The 17023-nt window shown below is 58.8% G+C and carries 12 protein-coding genes; 4 read left to right on the plus strand and 8 right to left on the minus strand.

Annotation, left to right across the window (positions count from 1 at the left end):
• Positions 1–9: 9 nt before the first annotated feature.
• From AA74_RS0102975 to AA74_RS0102985, 3 genes are all read left to right on the plus strand, one after another.
• On the plus strand, positions 10–558 hold the full coding sequence (locus tag AA74_RS0102975) for an alpha/beta hydrolase (RefSeq protein ID WP_025910944.1): 549 nt from the start codon (positions 10–12) through the stop codon (positions 556–558).
• A 17-nt stretch (positions 559–575) separates the two neighbouring features.
• Complete coding sequence (gene acnB, locus AA74_RS0102980) at positions 576–3170, plus strand: bifunctional aconitate hydratase 2/2-methylisocitrate dehydratase (RefSeq protein WP_025910945.1); 2595 nt, start codon at positions 576–578, stop codon at positions 3168–3170.
• A 97-nt stretch (positions 3171–3267) separates the two neighbouring features.
• The gene (locus AA74_RS0102985) at positions 3268–4707 is read left to right on the plus strand and encodes an anion permease (protein WP_025910946.1); all 1440 of its coding nucleotides are present in this window, start codon (positions 3268–3270) and stop codon (positions 4705–4707) included.
• Positions 4708–4788: 81 nt separating this feature from the next.
• Here the strand turns inward: AA74_RS0102985 and narI are convergent, their stop codons facing one another.
• The 6 genes from narI to AA74_RS0103015 all read right to left on the minus strand — a co-directional run bounded on the left by narI (position 4789) and on the right by AA74_RS0103015 (position 13641).
• Entirely contained in the window at positions 4789–5469 is a 681-nt protein-coding gene (narI, locus tag AA74_RS0102990) for a respiratory nitrate reductase subunit gamma (RefSeq protein WP_014883923.1), read from the minus strand.
• Positions 5466–6161 carry a nitrate reductase molybdenum cofactor assembly chaperone gene (gene narW, locus AA74_RS0102995; RefSeq protein WP_025910954.1) on the minus strand — a complete coding sequence of 232 codons (696 nt, stop codon included), beginning with the start codon at positions 6159–6161 and terminating at the stop codon, positions 5466–5468. Before narW ends, narI begins: the two co-directional genes overlap by 4 nt.
• Positions 6161–7705: a nitrate reductase subunit beta gene (gene narH, locus AA74_RS0103000; RefSeq protein WP_008501747.1), complete on the minus strand. Its 1545-nt coding sequence runs from the start codon at positions 7703–7705 to the stop codon at positions 6161–6163. The genes narW and narH overlap by 1 nt, the downstream gene beginning before the upstream one ends.
• Positions 7702–11442, minus strand: coding sequence for a nitrate reductase subunit alpha (locus AA74_RS0103005; protein ID WP_025910956.1), 3741 nt, complete (start codon positions 11440–11442; stop codon positions 7702–7704). Before AA74_RS0103005 ends, narH begins: the two co-directional genes overlap by 4 nt.
• Positions 11443–11469: 27 nt before the next feature.
• Positions 11470–12858, minus strand: coding sequence for a NarK family nitrate/nitrite MFS transporter (locus AA74_RS0103010; RefSeq protein WP_025910957.1), 1389 nt, complete (start codon positions 12856–12858; stop codon positions 11470–11472).
• A 207-nt stretch (positions 12859–13065) separates the two neighbouring features.
• On the minus strand, positions 13066–13641 hold the full coding sequence (locus AA74_RS0103015) for a TetR family transcriptional regulator (protein ID WP_021240211.1): 576 nt from the start codon (positions 13639–13641) through the stop codon (positions 13066–13068).
• A 117-nt stretch (positions 13642–13758) separates the two neighbouring features.
• On the opposite strand from AA74_RS0103015, the gene AA74_RS0103020 reads away from it, so the two are divergent.
• On the plus strand, positions 13759–15246 hold the full coding sequence (locus AA74_RS0103020; RefSeq protein ID WP_025910960.1) for an MFS transporter: 1488 nt from the start codon (positions 13759–13761) through the stop codon (positions 15244–15246).
• Between the two features lie 66 nt (positions 15247–15312).
• Here the strand turns inward: AA74_RS0103020 and AA74_RS0103025 are convergent, their stop codons facing one another.
• Together AA74_RS0103025 and AA74_RS0103030 are read right to left on the minus strand one after the other, a co-directional pair.
• On the minus strand, positions 15313–16539 hold the full coding sequence (locus AA74_RS0103025) for a Zn-dependent hydrolase (protein WP_025910962.1): 1227 nt from the start codon (positions 16537–16539) through the stop codon (positions 15313–15315).
• On the minus strand, positions 16536–17018 hold the full coding sequence (locus AA74_RS0103030; protein ID WP_025910964.1) for an L-2-amino-thiazoline-4-carboxylic acid hydrolase: 483 nt from the start codon (positions 17016–17018) through the stop codon (positions 16536–16538). The genes AA74_RS0103025 and AA74_RS0103030 overlap by 4 nt, the downstream gene beginning before the upstream one ends.
• Between the last annotated feature and the right edge of the window lie 5 nt (positions 17019–17023).

Here is a 17023-nt window from a genome sequence, read left to right on the forward strand (position 1 = left end):
GAAAACGTCATGATTGAACAACGCCTCAAGCAGCTCAGTAGCGTCTATACCGTGGTTCTTGTGCCGGGTCTGAGAGACAGCGATGAACATCACTGGCAAAGCTGCTGGGGCCGACGTTTTCCTTTCTGGAAGCGAATTCAGCAGAAAAACTGGTTCGAGCCCGATATTGAAAACTGGGTCTCCGCCATTACCCGCGAGCTGGCAGCGTGTCAGCTGCCCGCCATCCTCGTCGGCCATAGCTTTGGCGCGCTGGCGTCATGCCGGCTGCTGCAAACGCGGCGGGTAAACGTCGCCGGGGTGGTGATGGTCGCACCGGCAGAGCCCGCGTTTTTCGGACTTGAAGAGGCCATTCAGCCTGCGCCATTACCGGTTCCCTGCCTGATGTTTACCAGCAGAAACGATCCCCTGATGCGCTTCACCCGCGCGCAGTTCTGGGCTGCCTGTTGGAAGGGGCAGTTAATCGATATCGGCGAGGCCGGACATATTAATGCCGAATCTGGCCACGGTGAATGGCCTTACGGACTCGAACGGCTAACAGAATTTTGTGAACAACTTTAGCTTTAACAGGAGAACCTATGTTAGATGATTACACTCAGCACCGGAAAGCCCGCCAGGAGGCGGGTATTCCGGCGAAACCGTTAACAGCGGAACAGACAGCGGCGCTGATCCAGCGTTTACTTCACGATGCGCCGACACATCACCCGCAATTAATCGATTTATTAACCCACTGCGTCCCACCGGGTGTCGATCCTGCGGCAAAGTTAAAAGCTGAATTTTTATTTAAGGTGGCTTTGCAGGACTACCGTGTTAACGGCCTCTCTCCTGAAGCGGCCACCACGTTGCTGGGTACCATGCAGGGCGGCTATAATGTCCAGCCGTTGATTGCGCTTCTTGATCATCCGGATCTGGCACCGCTGGCCGCACAGCAGCTCTCTTCGACCATCCTCATTTTTGACAAATTCAGCCAGCTTGAAACCAAAGCGATGGCCGGTAACGTCCATGCGAAAGCGGTGCTTCACGCGTGGGCGAATGCCGAATGGTTTACCCGCCGCCCGGCGATGGCTGAAAAAATCACCCTGAAGGTGTTTAAGGTGCCCGGTGAGACCAATACTGACGATTTGTCTCCGGCGCCGGAAGCGTGGTCACGGCCGGATATTCCACTGCATGCGCTCTCCATGCTCAGTAACGCCCGGGAAGGGGTTGAGCCGGATGAGCCCGGCGCGCGCGGGCCGCTGCGCCAGCTGGCAGAATTAAAAGCGGCTGGCTGGCCGCTGGTCTATGTTGGTGACGTTGTGGGAACGGGATCGTCACGTAAATCCGCCACCAACTCCATTTTATGGCACATCGGGAACGATATTCCTTTCGTGCCGAATAAACGCAACGGCGGGTTTGTGTTTGGCGGCAAGATTGCCCCCATTTTCTTTAATACGCTCGAAGATTCCGGTGCCTTGCCGGTAGAGATGGATGTCTCCACGCTGACGACCGGGATGCTGATCGATCTTTATCCCTGGAAAGGCGAAATTCGTGAGACCGAAAGCCAGCGTCTGGTGACGACCTTTACGCTTAAAACCGAGGTGCTGCTGGATGAAGTGCGTGCCGGCGGGCGGATCCCGTTGATTATCGGACGCAGCCTGACGGCGAAAGCGCGGGAATCGCTGAAGCTCGCGCCTTCAGATGTCTTCCGTAAGCCTGCGGCGCCTGCGCCTTCCACCGCCGGTTTTACGCTGGCCCAGAAGATGGTTGGTAAAGCCTGCGGCGTCGCGGGGATCCGTCCCGGGCAGTATTGCGAGCCAAAGATTTCGACAGTCGGTTCACAGGATACCACCGGCGGGATGACGCGTGATGAGCTGACCGATCTGGCGTGCCTGACGTTTTCAGCCGATCTGGTGATGCAGTCTTTTTGCCACACCTCTGCGTATCCAAAGCCGGTGGATGTTCGGCTGCATGAAACGCTGCCGCAGTTTATCACCCGTCGTAACGGGGTCGCGCTGAAACCGGGGGACGGCATTATCCACTCCTGGCTTAACCGCATGCTGCTGCCGGATACGGTGGGCACCGGTGCCGACTCCCATACCCGCTTCCCGCTGGGGATCTCCTTCCCGGGCGGCTCCGGACTGGTGGCGTTCGCCGCGGCAACGGGCATTATGCCGCTGGATATGCCGGAATCGGTGCTGGTTCGCTTTACGGGCGAGATGCAGAAAGGGATCACCCTGCGCGACCTGGTTCACGCCATTCCGCTCTATGCCAGAAAGCAGGGCCTGTTGACGGTCGAGAAAAAGAATAAGCGCAATATTTTCTCGGGCCGGATCCTTGAAATTGAAGGGCTGGAAACACTGAGTGCAGAGCAGGCGTTTGAGCTGGCTGACGCCTCCGCTGAACGGTCTGCTGCCGCTTGCGTGATGCGCCTGTCGGAGGACAAGGTCGCACAATACCTGCGTTCCAACGCGGCCCTGCTGCGCTGGATGGTTAAGCAGGGATATGAGAACGCCGACACGCTTGAACGACGCATCGCTGAAATCGAGGCGTGGCTGGCTAACCCGTCGCTGCTTTCGGCCGATCCTGATGCGGAATATGCCGCAGTCATTGAGATTGATCTCAATGAAATCACCGAACCGGTGGTCTGCGCGCCAAACGATCCGGATGATGCTCGCTTACTTTCTGAGGTGGCCAACACGCCGATAGAGGAGGTCTTTATTGGCTCCTGCATGACCAACATCGGTCATTTCCGCGCTGCGGGTGAAATCCTGGCCGATGCCGGTGAAAGCCAGGCGCGGCTGTGGATCGCGCCTCCGACCAAAATGGATGCCCGGCAGCTTTCCCGTGAGGGCTATTTTAGCCAGTTTATAAAGTCGGGGGCGCGAATCGAGCCCGCGGGCTGCTCCCTCTGCATGGGGAACCAGGCGAGGGTGCGCGAAGGGAGCCACGTGGTATCGACGTCAACCCGAAATTTCCCGCATCGTCTGGGAACGAATGCCAGCGTTTTCCTTGCCTCGGCAGAATTAAGCAGCGTCGCGGCCATCCTGGGTAAAATGCCCACCGTTGACGAGTATTTTCGCTATACCGATAAACTTCACGGCGCGCATGAAAATATCTATCGTTATCTCAGTTTTGACACCCTGACCGAATATCAAATCACAGAAGGTGATAATATTCCGGTTGTTAGCGTGTAGTTTTTTATTATTTATTTAGCAAATGTATTTATCCGGCAGAGGCGTCTCTCAGGAGAATCCTCTGCCATTCAGGGACCCTTTTTCTCATGGGTGAGACATGCTTAAATCCAATGTTTTAAAAACAATCTTACTTGCCGTAATAATATTATTATCAATATTTATTCCTCCGCCTGATGGATTAACCAAAGAGGCGTGGATACTGGCAGGAATATATTTATCCGCTATCGTTGGCCTGGTCATTAAACCTTATCCCGAACCCATCATCATGCTCGTCGCGGTCGCGTTAACCTGTTTTACCGTGACAAAATTCCCGGATTCACCCGTCAAATCAATGGATGTGCTGAGCGGATACGCTTCCGGCACCACCTGGCTGGTGTTCAGCGCCTTTACGCTTAGCGCGGCGTTTGTCACCACCGGTCTGGGGAAACGGCTTGCCTACTGGTTTATCCTGAAATTTGGCAGCACGACGCTGAGGCTGGGCTATGTAACCGCCTTGCTGGATTTGGTTCTGGCACCTGCCACTCCCTCAAATACCGCGCGGGCAGGTGGGGTGGTTTTCCCTATTATTAACAGTATCGCGACCGTATTGGGGTCAACACCACAAGAGTCACCGCGCAAGGCCGGACGTTATTTAATGGTCAATGTCTATATGGTCACTAAAACGACCAGCTATATGTTTTTAACGGGCTTTGCCGGGAACGCGTTAGCGCTTCAGCTCATTTCAGATATTTTCCATATTCATATTAGCTGGATCGGCTGGATGCTGGCGGGCGCCCCGCTGGGGTTATTGATGCTGTGTATCATTCCCTATATTTGCTACCGGGTTGCTTCCCCGGAAATTAAACATATTGATAATGTCGCAATTGCGACCAACGGTCTGCAAAGCCTCGGGGCAATGAGCATCAAAGAGAAAGGGCTGGTGGTGATTTTTATCGCCGCGTTACTCGGTTGGATCTTCTCTCGTCACCTTGGGCTAAATGAATCCGCCGTCGCCATTATCGCGATGGGGGCAGCGCTGCTGTTTAATATTATCGGCTGGAGCGATGTTCAAAAAAATAAGGGCGGCTGGAATACCCTGATGTGGTACGGGGGCATCATCGGTCTGAGCGCCACCCTGAGCAAGGAGGGCTTTTTCCGCTGGCTGGCTGATTTCCTCTCTGCTCATCTGGATTTTCTCAGCGCCGGTAATATGACCATCGTGATTATCGTGTTTCTCAGCGTCCTGGTTCGCTATTTCTTTGCCTCCGGCGGGGCATACGTCGCGGCCATGGTGCCGGTGTTTGCCACCGTAGGTCTCGTCACCGGAACGGCGCCCGTCCTGCTGGCGCTTGCCATTCTGTTTTCCAACTCGTATGGCGGCTGTATCACGCACTATGGCGGCGCGGCAGGACCCATTATCTTCGCCTCGGGGTATAACGATATTAAGTCATGGTGGACGATTGGCACCGTCGTGGCGCTATGCACGTTTCTGATCCACATGTTCCTCGGCATTCCGTGGTGGGGTTTCCTGATGCAGCACGGTATGCTGCAGTATTAATCGCCCGGTGGCGTCTACACCTGACCGGGCCTACGTGCGTGTGAACGTAGGTCGGGTAAGGCGTAGCCGCCACCCGACAAATCAACGGCGCGATCTCACCACCTGATACCGCCGCGTAAAGTACTCAAACGGCGCGCTCCACACGTGCACCAGGCGGGTGAAGGGGAAGATGAGGAAGATCGTCATCCCCAGCACCAGATGCACGCGGAAGATCGGCGCCACGCCGCTCAGCATTTCTGATGAACCGCCCTTAAACGTCACGATCCCCTGCGCCCAGCCAACCAGCTTCATCATCTCGCTTCCGTCAGGATATTGCGCGGAGAAAGGAATGGTCGATAGCCCCAGAATGCACTGTATCAGCAGGATACTCATAATGATGATATCCGGTGTGGTGGAGGTGGCACGCACCCGCTGGTTGAACAAGCGGCGAATCAGCAGCATCGACCCGCCGATCAGCGTCAGCACGCCGCAAATTCCGCCCGCAATCATGGCCAGCTGCTGCTTAACCGCGACGGGTAAAAACCAGGCGTACATCCAGTGCGGGGTTAACATGCCGAACAGGTGCCCGAAGAAGATCCCCAGAATCCCGATATGAAACAGGTTAGAGGCCCAGTTCATCCCGCGTTTGCTGAGCATCTGGCTTGACGAGGCGCGCCAGGTGTACTGCCCATAGTCGTAGCGCAACCAGCTACCGAGGAAAAACACGGTGGCGCAGATGTACGGATAAATGTCATAGAAAAACACGTTCAGGTAGTGTGTCATTTTGGGCCTCCGGCGCTGACGTCCACGTACTGCGGCGCGACGTCCTGGCTAAAGCGTCGTTGATATTGCTGCATCGGCGAGCTGTCGCACGATGTGGCGTTGTCTTCGATAAACTTCACCTGTTCCTCTTCCCACACGGCGTCCAGCGCCTGACGGGTATCATCCCGTTTTTCACCGGACACCTGTTTCGCCACGCTGTCGCTGGAAAGCCGCGTTCCCGCCAGCGCCAGCAGGGCGTCAAACAGCTGATAGTGCGCCACGCCGCGCTGCTTCAGGCGGCCGCCGATCAGCGCCAGGATCGGTGCGACGTTTTGCAGTCCTTCACGCGCTTCGTCATCGGATACGATGCTCAGGTATTCCAGGTAGAGCGGCAGGTAGTCCGGCAGCTCGCGGCAGTCCAGCTCAAGACCCGCTTTCTCATACTGGCTCATCAGGTCGACCATCGCCTGGCCGCGATCGCGGGACTCGGCGTGAACGTGCTCGAACAGCAGCAGGGACGTTGCGCGACCGCGCTCAAACACCTCACACCATTCGGCCTGTTTATCCAGCAGCGGGGCGCTCAGGTGCTGGCGGGCAAACGGCAGCATCATGGGCGCGTCCTGCGCAATTAACGAAAGCGCCTCAGAGCGGTTTTCCCACAGCAGCTCATCGGGATACTCGATCAGCAGCGCGATGATTTTGAGGATCTGCATTACTCTCCCTCCCCGTGTTCGCGCACCTCGGTGATGTTGATCGCGTCGATGCGGCTGCTGTTGAAGAGGTTGAATTTCGTATCGGAGCCGTGGCAGCCGTCGCCGAAGGTGAAGCCGCAGCCGTTTTTCTCCGGGAAGGCGTCGCGCGCCATTTCGCGGTGGCTGGTCGGGATCACGAAGCGGTCTTCGTAGTTGGCAATCGCCAGATAGCGGTACATCTCCTCAACCTGCGCTTCGGTCAGGCCGACCTCTTCAATGGCGCGGGTATCGGTCACGCCTTCCACGGTCTGGGAACGCTTGTAGTGACGCATTGCCATCATGCGCTTCAGGGCGCGCAGCACCGGGCCGGTATCGCCCGCGCTGAGCATGTTCGCCAGATACTGCACCGGAATGCGCAGGCTTTCGACTGCGGGAAGAACGCCGTCGCTCTGCGGCAGGCCGCCGGCGTCCGCGTAGGACTGAATCGGTGACAGCGGCGGCACGTACCAGACCATCGGCAGGGTGCGGTATTCCGGGTGCAGCGGCAGAGCCAGCTTCCAGTCCATCGCCATTTTGTAGACCGGGGAACGCTGGGCGGCGTCAATCACGTTCTGCGGGATACCCTGCTTCAGCGCTTCCTCAATGACCGCCGGATCGTTCGGGTTGAGGAACACGTCGCACTGGCGCTCGTACAGATCGGTTTCATGCTCGGTGCTGGCCGCCTCTTCAATACGATCTGCGTCATACAGCAGCACCCCGAGATAGCGGATGCGCCCGACGCAGGTTTCCGAGCAGACGGTCGGCTGGCCGGACTCAATGCGCGGGTAGCAGAAGATGCACTTCTCTGACTTGCCGCTCTTCCAGTTGAAGTAGATTTTCTTGTAGGGACAGCCGCTGATGCACAGGCGCCAGCCGCGGCATTTGTCCTGGTCGATCAGCACAATGCCGTCCTCTTCGCGCTTGTAAATCGCGCCGCTCGGGCAGGTGGCGACGCAGCTCGGGTTGAGACAGTGCTCGCACAGGCGCGGCAGGTACATCATGAAGGTGTTTTCGAACTGGCCGTACATCTCCTTCTGGATCTTCTGGAAGTTGCGGTCGCGGGCGCGTTTTTCGAACTCGCCCCCCAGCAGCTCCTCCCAGTTGGGGCCCCAGACGATTTTGTCCATGCGCTTGCCGTCAATCAGCGAGCGCGGGCGGGCGGTAGGGAGGTGATCCCCCTCCGGGGCGCGGTGCAGATCCTGATAGTCAAAGGTGAAGGGTTCGTAATAATCGTCAATCTGCGGCAGGACGGGGTTAGCGAAAATCTTCGACAGCACGCCCATCTTGCCGCCGAGACGCGGCGTCAGCTTGCCGTGAATGCCGCGGATCCAGCCGCCTTGCCACTCCTCCTGATCTTCCCAGTTTTTCGGGTAGCCGATGCCCGGTTTGGTTTCGACGTTGTTAAACCACGCATATTCCATCCCTTCACGCCCGGTCCAGACGTTCTTACAGGTGACCGAGCAGGTGTGGCAGCCGATGCATTTATCGAGATTCAGAACCATGCCAACCTGTGAGCGTATTTTCATTTTTTCGCCTCCTGGACCTGATCCCGACCTTCGCCGTCCAGCCAGTTAATGTTTTTCATTTTGCGGATCATGATGAACTCGTCGCGGTTGGAGCCGACGGTGCCGTAATAGTTAAAGCTGTACGCCAGCTGCGCGTAGCCGCCGATCATATGCGTCGGTTTCGGGCAGACGCGGGTCACCGAGTTGTGGATCCCGCCGCGCCGTCCGGTCACCTCGGAACCCGGAATGTTCAGGATGCGCTCCTGAGCGTGGTACATCATGGTCATGCCCGGCGGCACGCGCTGGCTGACCACCGCGCGGGCGGTGAGGGCGCCGTTGGCGTTGAAGGCCTCGATCCAGTCGTTGTCCTCAATGCCCAGCTCGCGCGCGTCGGTTTCGCTGATCCAGACGATGGGCCCGCCGCGCGACAGGGTCTGCATCAGCAGGTTTTCGCTGTAGGTGGAGTGAATGCCCCATTTCTGGTGCGGCGTCAGGAAATTGAGCGCTTTTTCCGGGAAGCCGTTCGGCGGGATCTCGCGCATATGGGTGACGCTGCGGGTGTCAATCGGTGGACGATAGGCCACCAGACTTTCGCCGAAGGCGCGCATCCAGGGATGATCCTGATACAGCTGCTGGCGGCCAGACAGCGTGCGCCACGGGATCAGCTCGTGAACGTTGGTATAGCCCGCGTTATACGACACGTGCTCGCTCTCCAGGCCGGACCAGGTCGGGCTGGAGATGATTTTACGCGGCTGCGCCTGGATATCGCGGAAGCGGATCTTCTCATCTTCCTTGTTCAGCGCCAGATGGGTGTGATTGCGCCCGGTCAGCTCGCCAAGCGCTTCCCAGGCCTTCACCGCCACCTGGCCGTTGGTTTCCGGCGCAAGGGCGAGGATCACCTCTGAAGCGTCAATGGCAGTTTCAATGCGCGGGCGGCCTTTCGCCGGGCCGTCGAGCTTGACGTAGTTGAGCTTGCCGAGGAAATCGACCTCGCTCTGCGTGTTCCACGATATGCCTTTCCCGCCGTTGCCGAGCTTATCCATCAGCGGGCCGAGAGCGGTGAAGCGTTCGTAAGTTTCCGGGTAGTTCCGCTCGACGACCGCGATGTTCGGCGCCGTTTTACCGGGGATCAAATCGCATTCCCCTTTGCGCCAGTCCTGAATGTCAAACGGCTGCGACAGCTCCGCCGGGGAGTCATGCTGTAGCGGCTGTAACACCACGTCGGTTTCGGTGCCGAGATGCCCGACGCAGACCTCGGAGAAGACGTTGGCGATGCCCTTGTAGATCTCCCAGTCGCTGCGGGACTCCCACGCCGGGTCGACGGCGGCCGAGAGCGGGTGAATAAACGGATGCATGTCCGAGGTATTCATATCGTCTTTTTCATACCAGGTGGCGGTCGGCAGGACGATATCCGAGAACAGGCAGGTGCTGGACATGCGGAAGTCGAGCGTCACCAGCAGGTCGAGCTTGCCCTCAATGGCGGCGGTCTGCCACTCCACTTCCTCAGGCTTCACGTCGTCGGTTGAGCCCAAATCCTCGCCCTGAATCCCGCTCTCGGTGCCGAGCAGGTATTTTAGCATGTACTCGTGGCCTTTCCCGGACGAGCCGAGCAGGTTAGAGCGCCAGACGAACAGGTTGCGCGGGTGGTTCTTGCCGCTGTCCGGCTGCTCGCAGGCGAAGCGGATATCGCCCGATTTTAATGCCTGAACGGTGTACTCCTGCGGCGTGATGCCCGCCGCGTCCGCGCGGGTCTTGATGTGCAGCGGGTTGAGGTTGAGCTGCGGCGCCGACGGCAGCCAGCCCATGCGCTCGGCGCGGACGTTGAAATCAATCAGGTGGCCGGTGAACCTCGAGGCGTCCGCCAGCGGAGAGAGCAGCTCCTGCGCGGTCAGCTTCTCGTAGCGCCACTGGCTGGCGTGGTTGTAGAAGAAGGAGGTGCTGTTCATCTGGCGCGGCGGGCGGTTCCAGTCCAGCGCGAAGGCCAGCGGCAGCCAGCCGGTTTGCGGGCGCAGCTTCTCCTGGCCGACATAGTGCGACCAGCCGCCGCCGCTCTGCCCGACGCAGCCGCAGAAGACCAGCATGTTGATCATCCCGCGGTAGTTCATGTCCATGTGGTACCAGTGGTTCACCCCTGCACCGAGAATGATCATCGACCGGCCGTGGGTTTTGTGCGCCGTGTCGGCAAACTCGCGGGCGATTTTTTCAATCAGCCGGGCGGGCACGCCGGTGATCTGCTCGCCCCAGGCGGGGGTATAGGCTTTGACCTGGTCATAGCTCTCTGCGGCGTTGCTGTCCTCCAGACCGCGATCGAGACCGTAGTTCGCCAGCACCAGATCGTAAACGCTGACCACGCGCTTCTCGCTGCCGTCGGCAAGCGTCAGGGTTTTGCTCGGCACGCGGCGCGTCAGCACCGGATCCTGCTTCACGCTGCGGAAATGCGGGTTCTCGTTGCCGCCAAAGTAGGGGAAGGCGACATCGGCCACGCTGTCGTGGGTAATGAGCAGCGACAGCGTCAGTTCGGTGTCGTGGCCCGCAGCCTGTGGCTCCAGGTTCCATTTGCCTTTTTCTCCCCAGCGAAAGCCGATGGAGCCGTTTGGTACTACCAGATTTCCGGCAATATCAAAGGCGACGGTCTTCCACTCCGGGTTATTGGCTTCCCCCAGCCCGTCGACAAGGTCCGAGGCGCGCAGCATACGTCCCGGCACCACGCGACCGTCTTCCTGCTCGTCCAGCAGCACCAGCATCGGCATGTCGGTGTAGCGGCGGCAGTAGTTAAGGAAGTAGTCGCTTGGGTTATCGAGGTGAAATTCTTTGAGGATCACGTGGCCCATCGCCATGGCGAGGGCGCTGTCGGTGCCCTGTTTGGGGGACAGCCACTGGTCGCTCAGCTTCGCGACTTCCGAGAAGTCCGGCGTGATGGCGACGGTTTTGGTGCCCTTGTAGCGCACCTCGGTGAAGAAATGGGCGTCCGGGGTTCGGGTCTGCGGCACGTTCGAGCCCCAGGCGATGATATAGCTGGAGTTGTACCAGTCGGCGGACTCCGGCACGTCGGTCTGCTCGCCCCAGGTCATCGGCGACGCCGGAGGCAGGTCGCAGTACCAGTCGTAGAAGCTCAGGCAGGTACCGCCCAGCAGGGAAAGATAGCGCGTGCCGGCGGCGTAGGAGACCATCGACATCGCCGGAATAGGGGAAAAACCGGCCACGCGGTCCGGACCATAGTTTTTGATGGTCCAGACGTTGGCGGCGGCAATCAGCTGGTTCAGCTCTTTCCAGTTCGAGCGGATAAACCCGCCTTTACCCCGCGCCTTCCTGTAGCTTTGCGCCTTTTGCGGATCGCTCTGGATGGCGTCCCAGGCCAGCACCGGATCGGTATGCTGCGCCAGCGCCTCGCGCCAGAGCTCAATCAGCCTGCGGCGCACCAGCGGGTATTTAAGACGGTTGGCGCTATAGAGATACCACGAGTAGCTTGCGCCACGCGGGCAGCCGCGCGGTTCGTGGTTGGGCAGGTCAGGGCGGGTGCGCGGATAGTCGGTCTGCTGGGTTTCCCAGGTCACGAGGCCGTTTTTAACGTAAATCTTCCAGCTGCAGGAGCCGGTACAGTTCACGCCGTGGGTGGAGCGCACGATCTTGTCGAACTGCCAGCGCTGACGGTAGCCGTCCTCCCAGTCGCGGTTGGTGTTATATACCTGCCCGTGCCCGTTGGCGAAGCTGTCCCCCTTTGTTTTGAAATAACGAAAGCGATCCAACAGTTTGCTCATGACATTTCTCCTGCTTCGGACGTGTAGTTATTCTTGTTTTGCGGATTTGCGGCCATACACCAGCCAGGTAACGAGCACGCAGACGATGTAAAACACGAGGAACACCTTCATGGCGCCGACCGGCGATCCGGTCATCGCCAGCGAGGTGCCAAAGGCTTTGGGAATGAAGAACCCGCCAACGGCGCCGATAGCGGAGATAAAGCCCAGCGCGGCGGCGGTCTCTGTCACCGCTTCGTGCTGCGCCTGCTCGTCCGTGCCGCCCTGTTTTTTGACGCGGTCGAGCGTGATTTGGCGGAAGATAATCGCGATCATCTGGAAGGTCGATCCGCTGCCGAGCCCGGCGGTGAGGAACAGCCCCATAAAGACCAGATAGAACGCGACAAAGCTGCCGGAGCCAGAGCCGGGCAGCGTCAGGAAGATCAGGGCGCTGAAGAGGGCCATAAAAACGAAGTTAATCAGCGTGACCCGCACGCCGCCCAGTTTGTCAGAGATCATCCCGCCCGCCGAACGCGCCAGCGCACCGATTAGAGGGCCAAAGAAGGCGAGGTGCAGAATGTTGACGTCCGGAAACTGGGTTTTTGACAGCATGGCAAAGCCCGCCGAGAAGCCGATAAACGAGCCGAAGGTCGCCAGATAAAGCAGGCTCAGCAGCCAGAGATGAAAGCGCTTCAGCACCGGGAGCTGGCTGGCGATAGAGGCCTTGGAGCTGGCGATATCGTTCATTCCAAAGAAGGCCGCAAGGGTGGCCAGCAGCAGCAGCGGCGCCCATATCCAGGCCGCATTGGCCAGCCACAGGGTGGAACCGTCATCCTGCGGTACGCCCTCCACGCCCAGGAAGGTAAACATCGGCAGGAAGATCACCAGCGGCGCGACCAGCTGCATCACGCTGACGCCCAGGTTGCCGAGCCCGCCGTTAATACCGAGCGCGCTACCCTGTTTTGCCTTGGGGAAGAAGAAGCTGATGTTGCCCATGCTGGAGGCAAAGTTGGCGCCTGCAAAGCCGCAGAGCAGGGCAATCACGATAAAAATCCAGTAAGGCGTCGCGGTGTTCTGAATGGCCATCCCCAGCCAGACGCAGGGAATGATCAGGATGACGGTACTCAATACCGTCCAATATCGTCCGCCAAATATGGGCACCATAAACGAATAGGGGACGCGCAATATCGCGCCGGAGAGAGAAGGTAATGCCGTTAGCATAAAAAGTTGATCGGTGGTGAAATTAAATCCGACTTTATTCAGATTGACGGCAATGGCGCTAAATAACATCCAGACGCAAAACGCTAACAGCAAACAGGCGACAGAAATCCACAGGTTTCTTCGCGCGATATGTTTTCCTTTGTTTTCCCAAAATTGCACATTTTCCGGTTTCCAGTTACTTAACAGATGCGGATTACTCTTCTCACTTTGTTGTGACATATCACCCTCTTGCTCGCCAGAATGAAGAGAAAACAAATGAAAACAGTTAGATAGATGTGAGTGCGCTGGTTGGTTTATTGGATGTTTTTGGATACAACTGAAAGGACAGATAAAAAAGCGAACCCCTGAGATTCGAAAGGAAATATGGGTTCGCTTAATGTGTTACTAATTGTAAAACTCGCGGTAAATAATACTCCGTTGGGAGTATTAACCCAATTCGAGGGAGATAAGTTTATCGAGATGCTTATTAAACGCCGCATCGTCCATTTCGGGCATATTTAAAATCGTGATCCCATCAAGCCCACAAACCAGCCCGATCAATCGCCAGGCAATATTTTCCGCGCGATCGGTAAGCGTAAAGGCGTTGGCCTCCGCCCCGGCGCGGATAATCGCCACGGTCTCCTGATGCCACATCTCCATGGTCAGGGCGTAAGCCGCGTTGATTTCAGGATCCCGGCTGGCGAGAATTTGAGCTTCCCGCCAGAGGCGAATGTAAGGCTCAAGCCCGCCGTCGTCACTGCCGAGCATGCTGTGCAGCCGTTCCCGCCAGCTGGCGTTTTCACCCACCACGTCGGCATCCAGCAGCTCGCGGATCACGCGCACAAAGGCCAGCGATTTTAGCTCGCCGCCGGAGGCGAAGTGGTGGTGGACCTGTCCGGTCGCGACGCCCGCTTCAGCGGCAATTCGCCGTACCGTCATGGCTGCCAGCCCCTCGGCCAGCGCCACGCGCATCGCGGCCTGCAGGATCGCTTCCCGTCTCTCTTCCTTGCTCAAATATTGCATTTTTTCACTACTCTCAATAGGAATGAAACGAGTGTAACAAAAAGCTGGACACGCGTTCAACTTTACGTAGGATCGCAATCTGGACATGTGTCCAGGTTTGAGATGAAAAGGAAATTTATGTTTCGTCAGTGGTTAGCGTTAGTGATTATCGTGCTGGTGTATATCCCGGTGGCGATTGACGCGACGGTGCTGCACGTAGCGGCGCCGACATTGAGCATGACGCTGGGCGCCAGCGGCAATGAATTATTGTGGATCATCGATATTTACTCGCTGGTGATGGCGGGAATGGTGCTGCCGATGGGCGCCCTGGGTGACCGCATCGGTTTTAAACGGTTGTTGATGATCGGCAGCACGCTGTTTGGCCTGTCATCGCTGGCGGCAGCGTTTGCCCCCTCAGCAGGGTGGCTGATCGCGGCGCGCGCCTCGCTGGCGATCGGTGCGGCCATGATCATTCCTGCCACTCTGGCGGGGATCCGCACGCTCTTTACCGACGCGAAAGATCGCAACATCGCGCTCGGCGTCTGGGCGGCGGTCGGTTCCGGCGGGGCAGCGTTTGGCCCGCTGATTGGCGGTATGCTGCTCGAGCATTTTTACTGGGGATCGGTGTTTTTGATCAACGTACCGATTGTGCTGGTGGTGGTGTCGCTGGCCGCGCGTTTTGTCCCCCGTCAGCAGGGCCGACCGGAGCAGCCGCTGAATATCAGCCATGCCATCATGCTGATTGTGGCGATTTTGCTGCTGGTCTACAGCGCCAAAACCGCGCTTAAGGGCGCTCTGGCGCCGTGGCTGGTGGCGTGTACCCTGCTGACGGGTGCCGTGATGCTGTTTATTTTTGTGCGCATCCAGCTGCGCGCCCGCGTGCCGATGATCGACATGCGCCTGTTCTGTCACCGCATCATTTTAAGCGGCGTGGTAATGGCGATGACGGCGATGATCGCCCTGGTGGGCTTTGAATTGCTGATGGCGCAGGAACTGCAGTTTGTCCATGGCTTTACGCCGTTCGAGGCGGGCATGTTTATGCTCCCGGTAATGGTGGCCAGCGGGTTCAGCGGACCGATTGCCGGTGTGCTGGTGGGCCGTCTGGGGCTACGCATTGTCGCTGCGGGTGGCATGGGGCTGAGCGCGGTCAGCTTTATCGGCCTGTCGACGCTCGACTTCAGCACGCAGCAGTGGCAGGCGTGGGGGCTGATGGTGCTGCTCGGCTTCAGTGCCGCCAGCGCGCTGCTGGCCTCGACCTCGGCCATTATGGCGGCCGCGCCGAGAGAGAAGGCGGCTGCCGCCGGAGCCATTGAAACCATGTCCTATGAGCTGGGGGCCGGGCTGGGGATCGCCATTTTTGGTCTGCTGTTGACCCGCAGCTTCTCGGCGTCGATTGCGCTGCCGCAGGGGCTGAATGCCTCGCTCGTCGATAAAGCCTCGTCATCGATTGGTGAAGCGATGAAGGTGGCGCAGGAACTGACGCCGTCCCTCGCGGAGCCGGTGATTGAGGCGGCGAAAAGCGCCTTTATTACCTCTCACAGCGTGGCGCTGGGGAGTGCAGGCGGAATGCTGCTGTTGCTGGCAGTGGGGATCTGGTTCAGCCTGGCGAAGGTGCCGAAGGGGTAAAACACGCCCGGTGGCGCTGCGCTTACCGGGCCTACGGGCGCGGTTGTCCGAGCCGCGCCACCCGGTTTATTTTTCCTGGGCCGCGGCCAACACGCTGTGCAACAGCACGTTTGCCCCTTTCTCTGACCACTCCGGCAGGATCCTTTCCGCTTCGTTATGGCTGATGCCCTTCACGCAGGGGATAAAAATCATGCTGGCAGGGGCAATTTTGCTCACATAGCAGGCGTCGTGTCCCGCGCCGGAGACCATCGGTTTCGCCGAGTAGCCCAGTTCCGCCACGGCCTTCTCCGTGCGGGCCAGACATTCGGCATCAAACGCGATGGGCGCGTAGTCAAAGATGCGCTCAACGGCAGCCGCCACCCCGCGCAGGCTCAGGCTTTCAGCCACCTTATGCAGCGCTGCCTCCATGGCATCCAGCGCCGTCAGCGCCGGATGGCGAAACTCCACGCTGCAGACCACCCGAGACGGCACGACGTTGCGCGAGTTTGGCGTAACCTGCGCCATACCGATCGTCGCCCGTCCGTCCGGCGCATGCCGATAGCCAATCTCCTCCACCTTCAGCGCCAGCTCCGCGAAGGCGGTCAGCGCGTCGCGGCGGCTGTGCATCGGCGTGGTGCCCGCGTGGGCGGCAAACCCGTCCAGCGTCAGGGTGAACCAGCGCTGGCCCATTGCCGCGCGGACGAGCCCGATATCCAGACCTTCGTCTTCCAGAATCGGGCCCTGCTCGATGTGCAGCTCGTAGCAGGCGTGAACCGGAAACGCGCGGGCAGGGGCTTCACCCCGGTAGCCGATGTTATCCAGGGCTTCACCCACGGTGATGCCATCGTGATCGGCGCGGGCATGGGCGTACGCTTCGCTAAATTGCCCCGTCCAGACCCCAGAAGAGAGCATGGCTGGCGCGAAGCGCGCGCCTTCTTCGTTGGTCCAGTTGACCAGCACAACGTCACGTTCCGTCTCAATGTGAAGGTCGTTGAGCGTTCGCAGCAGCTCCAGCCCGGCCAGCACGCCGTAAACCCCGTCGTAGTTCCCCCCCAGCGGCTGCGTATCCACGTGCGAACCGGTCAAGACCGGGGCAAGCTGCGGATTTTTCCCCGCACGACGGATAAACATATTGCCCATGCTGTCGACGTCACAGGTAAAACCGGCGTCCAGCGCCCAGTCGCGAAGCAGATTACGCGCAACGCGATCTTCCTCGCTCAGTGCCAGACGGGTGACGCCACCGGCGGGCGTGCCGCCGATCTGCGCCATCATCTCAAGCGTTGACCACAGCCGTTCGGCGTTGACGCGGATCATGGCTTGTCCTTACTGCTGCGGTAACGGAAATCACAGCACGCGCCGCCCTGCATAATGGTGGTGGTGCGGGTTAGCTCTACGTCGGGCGCATAGCCCACGATGAATTTTTCATCGCGCGCGCAGGAGAGCAGGTGACCAATTTCGCCCAGCCCCATCTCGTGGTACATCTCCGCGTAGCGACAGCGGGTCACGTTGTAGTTGTACTGCTGGTCGTCGGCGTCAATCACCTTCACGTCCAGGGCGTTATCTTTCTCCCACAGATACTGCAGGGCGATAAAGCTTTTGATGTTCGCGCCGTTGGGTTCTTTGCTGGCAAACCCTTTGCCAGCGTCAATCGCGGCCTGCTCAATGGCCTCACCAATCACCGCCTGGGCGCGGGCTTTCCCTATCTCGCGCACCAGGATTTCATAAATTGGCTTAATAATTTCAGCTTCAATTTTGCGGCGGGCGAGAATGCCCAGCTCGTTATTATCACTCATCACAT

The sequence above is a fragment of the Enterobacter sp. 5-4 genome, from assembly GCF_000612205.1.
Classification (GTDB): domain Bacteria; phylum Pseudomonadota; class Gammaproteobacteria; order Enterobacterales; family Enterobacteriaceae; genus Enterobacter; species Enterobacter roggenkampii.

What these genes read in the sequence shown, in the direction of transcription:
- AA74_RS0102975 (WP_025910944.1), top strand. Translation starts at nt 10, where the DNA reads ATGATTGAACAACGCCTCAAGCAGCTCAGTAGCGTCTATACCGTGGTT.
- acnB (WP_025910945.1), top strand. Translation starts at nt 576, where the DNA reads ATGTTAGATGATTACACTCAGCACCGGAAAGCCCGCCAGGAGGCGGGT.
- AA74_RS0102985 (WP_025910946.1), top strand. Translation starts at nt 3,268, where the DNA reads ATGCTTAAATCCAATGTTTTAAAAACAATCTTACTTGCCGTAATAATA.
- narI (WP_014883923.1), bottom strand. Translation starts at nt 5,469, where the DNA reads ATGACACACTACCTGAACGTGTTTTTCTATGACATTTATCCGTACATC.
- narW (WP_025910954.1), bottom strand. Translation starts at nt 6,161, where the DNA reads ATGCAGATCCTCAAAATCATCGCGCTGCTGATCGAGTATCCCGATGAG.
- narH (WP_008501747.1), bottom strand. Translation starts at nt 7,705, where the DNA reads ATGAAAATACGCTCACAGGTTGGCATGGTTCTGAATCTCGATAAATGC.
- AA74_RS0103005 (WP_025910956.1), bottom strand. Translation starts at nt 11,442, where the DNA reads ATGAGCAAACTGTTGGATCGCTTTCGTTATTTCAAAACAAAGGGGGAC.
- AA74_RS0103010 (WP_025910957.1), bottom strand. Translation starts at nt 12,858, where the DNA reads ATGTCACAACAAAGTGAGAAGAGTAATCCGCATCTGTTAAGTAACTGG.
- AA74_RS0103015 (WP_021240211.1), bottom strand. Translation starts at nt 13,641, where the DNA reads ATGCAATATTTGAGCAAGGAAGAGAGACGGGAAGCGATCCTGCAGGCC.
- AA74_RS0103020 (WP_025910960.1), top strand. Translation starts at nt 13,759, where the DNA reads ATGTTTCGTCAGTGGTTAGCGTTAGTGATTATCGTGCTGGTGTATATC.
- AA74_RS0103025 (WP_025910962.1), bottom strand. Translation starts at nt 16,539, where the DNA reads ATGATCCGCGTCAACGCCGAACGGCTGTGGTCAACGCTTGAGATGATG.
- AA74_RS0103030 (WP_025910964.1), bottom strand. Translation starts at nt 17,018, where the DNA reads ATGAGTGATAATAACGAGCTGGGCATTCTCGCCCGCCGCAAAATTGAA.